General features: G+C 69.2%; 4 protein-coding genes and 1 riboswitch. All 4 genes read left to right on the top strand.

What is annotated here, in order from left to right; all coding sequences use genetic code 11:
- Positions 1-1,438: glycerol-3-phosphate dehydrogenase/oxidase (locus AC1DYI_RS27735; RefSeq protein ID WP_477207347.1), on the top strand; the 1,438-nt coding region annotated here is incomplete at its 5' end.
- A gap of 20 nt (positions 1,439-1,458) precedes the next feature.
- On the top strand, positions 1,459-2,205 hold the full coding sequence (locus AC1DYI_RS27740; RefSeq protein ID WP_477207349.1) for a GntR family transcriptional regulator: 747 nt from the start codon (positions 1,459-1,461) through the stop codon (positions 2,203-2,205).
- Positions 2,206-2,231: 26 nt separating this feature from the next.
- A riboswitch (cobalamin riboswitch) is annotated at positions 2,232-2,483 on the top strand.
- 177 nt (positions 2,484-2,660) lie between these two features.
- The gene (locus AC1DYI_RS27745) at positions 2,661-3,950 is read left to right on the top strand and encodes a cobyrinate a,c-diamide synthase (protein WP_477207350.1); all 1,290 of its coding nucleotides are present in this window, start codon (positions 2,661-2,663) and stop codon (positions 3,948-3,950) included.
- Positions 3,950-4,431 (top strand): SAM-dependent methyltransferase (locus AC1DYI_RS27750; protein WP_477207348.1); only part of this gene is annotated, 482 nt, incomplete at its 3' end. The genes AC1DYI_RS27745 and AC1DYI_RS27750, both read left to right, overlap by 1 nt.

Consider the following 4,431-nt stretch of genomic DNA (forward strand, 5'->3'; position numbering starts at 1 on the left):
CAACCGCTTCGGCGGCTTGTTGAGCAGCCTGTTGCGCTTCGTCGGCATCTCGGTGTCGCCGGGCGCGCGCGGCCTGTTCGTCGTGCGGCTGGGCCTGAATCTGTACGACCTGCTGGGCCGGCGGTTGCAAGTGATGCCCGGCCACACCACCGAGCGCGTATCGCCGCGCGACTCGGCGCTGTTCCGCTCGGACGTGCGCTGGTCCGCCACGTTTTACGACGCGTGGATCAGCCACCCGGAATGGCTGGTGCTCGAACTCATGGTCGACGCTTGCCGTGATCAGCCGCAATCAGCCGCCAGCAACTACTGCAAGCTCGTCGGCTGCGAGGGCAAAGCGCTGACCCTGCGCGACGAACTGTCGGGCGAGACGGTACACGTGACCGCCGATGTGGTGGTCAACGCCACCGGCGCGTGGCTCGACCGCTGCGCCAGCCTGATGGAAGGCGAGGACGCGCGGGTGATGGGCACGAAAGGTTCGCACCTCGTGCTCGACCACCCGACGTTGCGCCGCCTACTGGACGGGCGCATGGCCTACTTCGAAGCTTCGGATGGCCGGGTGTGCATCGCTTACCCGTTTCTCGGCCGTGTGCTGGTGGGCTCCACCGACATCCCGATCGACAACCCGGACGAAGCGGCCACCGAACCGGCCGAGGTCGACTACCTGTTCGGCGTGCTGCGCGAGATGTTCCCGCGCCTCGCCTTCGAGCGCAGCCAGGTGCTCTACACCTACGTGGGCGTGCGGCCCCTGGCCCGCTCCAGCGCCGACAAGCCAGGCGGCATTTCGCGCGACCACAGCGTGGTGCTCGACCCGCCCAACGGCAAGCGCAGCATCCCGATGATCGGCCTGGTCGGCGGCAAATGGACCACCTTCCGCGCACTCGCAGAGCAGGCGGCAGACGAGGTGCTGCGGCAGCTGGGCCGGCCGCGCTCGCGCTCGACCGATGGCCTGCCGATCGGCGGTGGCGCGGCCTGGCCAAGCCATGCCAAGGCGATGGAAGCCTTCGTCGCGCAGATCCAGGCAGCGAGCGGCGTGAGCCGACAACGCGCCAGCGATCTGCTGGGCCGCTACGGCACCCAGGCGCTGCCGCTGGCCGAGCGCTTCACGCGTGATGGCGATGCGCCGCTGGTGGCCGGCTACTCGGCGGCAGAGTTGCGCTACCTGTGCCGCGAGACCGGTGTCGTCCACCTTGACGACCTGGTGATCCGCCGCACGCTGCTGGCCATCAGCGGCCTGGTCACCGATGCCGTGCTCGCCGACGCGGCCAGGTTCGCCGCCGAAGCCCTGGGGTGGGACGCGGCCCGGCGAAGCAACGAGCTCGCCGCCTGCACCCAACTGTTGCGYGAACATCACGGCGTGCCGCTGGCTGTGCCGGTGGCACCCGAACGCCACGCGACGACGACTTACGATTCACCATTGCCCACCAGCGTCCCCACGTGAACCCGAGCACCAACGATTCGATGCAAGCCCTGCCCGTTCTGGACCGCAATGCCGGCGCGCCGTTGTGGATGCAGTTCCGAGATTCACTGCGTGGCCGCATCCTGCAAGGCGAACTGACTGTCGGCAGCAAGCTGCCCACCGAAGCCGAGTTCGGCGARCAGTTCGGCATCTCACGCATCGTCGTGCGCGAGGCGCTGGCTGATCTGGTGCGCAGCGGCCTGATCTACAAGATCCGCGGCCAGGGCGCCTTCGTGTCGGCACGCGAGCGCGACGAAGACTTCGTCTCGACCGTGCTCGGCTTCTCGGACGAGATGGCCCGCAAGGGCCGCACCGTGCGCACCCAGGTGCTGCAGCAGGAGCTGCGCGCGCCCACCGAACACGAGGTCCAGCAACTGGCGTTGACCGGCGGCGACGCGCAGGTCGTTGCGCTCAGGCGTCTGCGCAGTGTCGATGGTGAACTTCAGCTGCTGGTGACGACCACCGTGCCGGCCGACTTGGCGCCAGGCCTGCATCGCACGCGGCTGGAGAACCGCTCGCTCTACGACGTGCTGCGCCGGCAATACGGCCTGCGCATCGTGCGCGCCGAGCGGTGGATCGACGCCGTGCTGCCCGACGCCGAAACGCGCGAGCTGCTGGGCGTTTCGACGCAGGAGCCGCTGCTGCGAATCGAATCGATCGCCTACGGCGCCAACGGCCGACCGCTGGAGCACTACGAGGCCCTGCACCGCTGCCAAGCCAGCCGGATCCATGTGAAGACGACGACTTGACGTCGTCAACGGTTACCTGCAGCCCGCCTATACTTCGCGCGTTTGGTGCTCGCACCTGGCCCCAAGCCAGGCGCAGTTAAACGGGAATCAGGAAGGGTCGTTCCAACGGACACCACCCCAACCTGAGCTGCCCCCGCAACGGTAAGCGGTTGAGAGCGCGCGGAATTCGCCGCCACGCCCTCGCTTCGAGGTACATGCCCACTGGATGCATTGCGCGTCTGGGAAGGGTTCTCGAAGCGCACCGCCAGCCCGGATACCGGCCAACGAGGGAGCACGCTCGCGTGCTTGGTTGCAGGTGCCTGCGGGGAAGCGGGAGCCTGGTCGTATCCGGTGATCCCCATGTTCCATTCCCTGGCGCTGCCTGCGCACCTGTACCCGCCCGTGGCGATGACGATGTTCGTCTGCCCGTGCCCGGTACAGGCGCCGTGAACCCGGTCGCCCACTGTCCGGCGCTGATGGTCAGCGCCCCGGCATCCGGTCAAGGCAAGACGAGCGTGACGGCCGCCATCGCGCGCGCCAACGTGCGCCGCGGCCGGCGCGTGCGCGTGTTCAAGACAGGCCCCGACTTCATCGACCCGATGATCCTGGCGCGCGCCTGCGGCGGGCCGGTGCATCAGCTCGACCTGTTCATGGGCGGCGCGGCGCACTGCCGTGGCCTGCTGCATGCCGCGGCAGCGTCAGCGGACCTGGTCCTCGTCGAGGGGGTGATGGGCCTGTTCGACGGCCAACCCAGCAGCGCCGATCTCGCCGCCGCCTTCGGACTGCCGGTGCTCGCAGTCATCGATGCCAGCGCCATGGCGCAGACTTTCGGCGCACTGGCGCATGGCTTGGCCACGTTCAGGGGCGACACGCGCGTCATCGGTGTCGTCGCCAACCGCGTCGGCAGTCCTGGCCATGCGCGCATGGTGGGCGAGAGCTTACCGGCGGGGCTGCCACTCGTCGCCGCCTTGCGCCGCGACACCGAGCTCACGCTGCCCGAGCGTCACCTCGGGCTCGTGCAGGCCATGGAGCTACCCGAGCTCGACGCCCTGCTCGACCGCTGGGCCGACGCCTGGGACGAGGCCACTGGCGGCACGTTCGAGCCCGCGTCCGCTGAATTCGAAGCCCCGTCGGGCGAAGCGATGCAGCCGGTCGCCGGGCGGCCGCTGGCCGGCGTTCGGATCGCCGTCGCGAACGACCACGCGTTCTCCTTCATCTATCCCGCCAACCTCGACGTGCTGCGCGAGCTCGGCGCCGAGCCTGTGTTCTTCTCGCCGCTGGCCGACACCGACCTGCCTTCGTGCGACGCGTTGTGGCTGCCGGGCGGATACCCCGAGCTGCATGCGCAAACACTGTCCGGCAACGCGGCGATGGGCGGTGCGATCTGTCGCCACGTTGCGCAAGACAAGCCCGTACTGGCCGAATGCGGTGGCCTGCTGTACTTGCTGGATTCGCTCACCGACGTCGAAGGGCAGCGCCACGCCATGGTCGGTGCCCTGCCCGGCCACGCCGTCATGCGCAAGCGTTTCGCCGCACTCGGCCTGCAGGCCGTGGCGCTGCCCGAGGGTGAACTGCGCGGCCACAGCTTTCACTACTCGGAGCTGAGCACACCCTTGCAGCCTGTCGCGCGCGGGCGCAATCCCAACAGCGGCAACACGGCCGAGGCGGTGTACCGCCAGGGCCGGCTCACCGCGAGCTACATCCACCACTACTTCGCGTCGAACCCGCAGGCCACTGCCGCGCTGTTCCGGCCAGGGGCGCACTGATGTCGAGCATTCCAACCAGCCCTCCCGCCAGGTCCGAACTCGGCACAGCCTGGTTCGTCGGCGCCGGCCCGGGCGACCCCGACCTCATCACCGTGAAGGGCCGCGACTTGATCGCACGCGCCGGTGCGGTTCTCTTCGCCGGCTCACTGGTCAACGAAGCGGCGATGCGCTGGGCCCCCGCGGGTTGCACGATCGCCGACTCCAAGGACATGACGCTGGAGCAGATCGCGGGCTGGCTGATCGAGCAGGCCGGCAAGCACGAGACGGTGGTGCGGCTGCAGACCGGCGATCCCGCCCTGTACGGCACGCTGATCGAGGTTGTGCAGCCGCTGGATGCCGCCGGCGTGCCGGTGCGCGTGGTGCCGGGCGTGTCTTCGGCCATGGCCTCGGCGGCCGCGGCCGTCGAGAGCTTCACGCTGCCCGAGCTGACGCAGACGGTGATCTTCACGCGCATGGCCGGCCGCACACCGATGCCCGAAGG

The organism is Ideonella sp. P3_A4, from assembly GCF_056403075.1.

Excerpts from the sequence above, each read along its gene's own strand:
- AC1DYI_RS27745 (WP_477207350.1), top strand. The coding sequence starts at position 2,661 with ATGGTCAGCGCCCCGGCATCCGGTCAAGGCAAGACGAGCGTGACGGCC.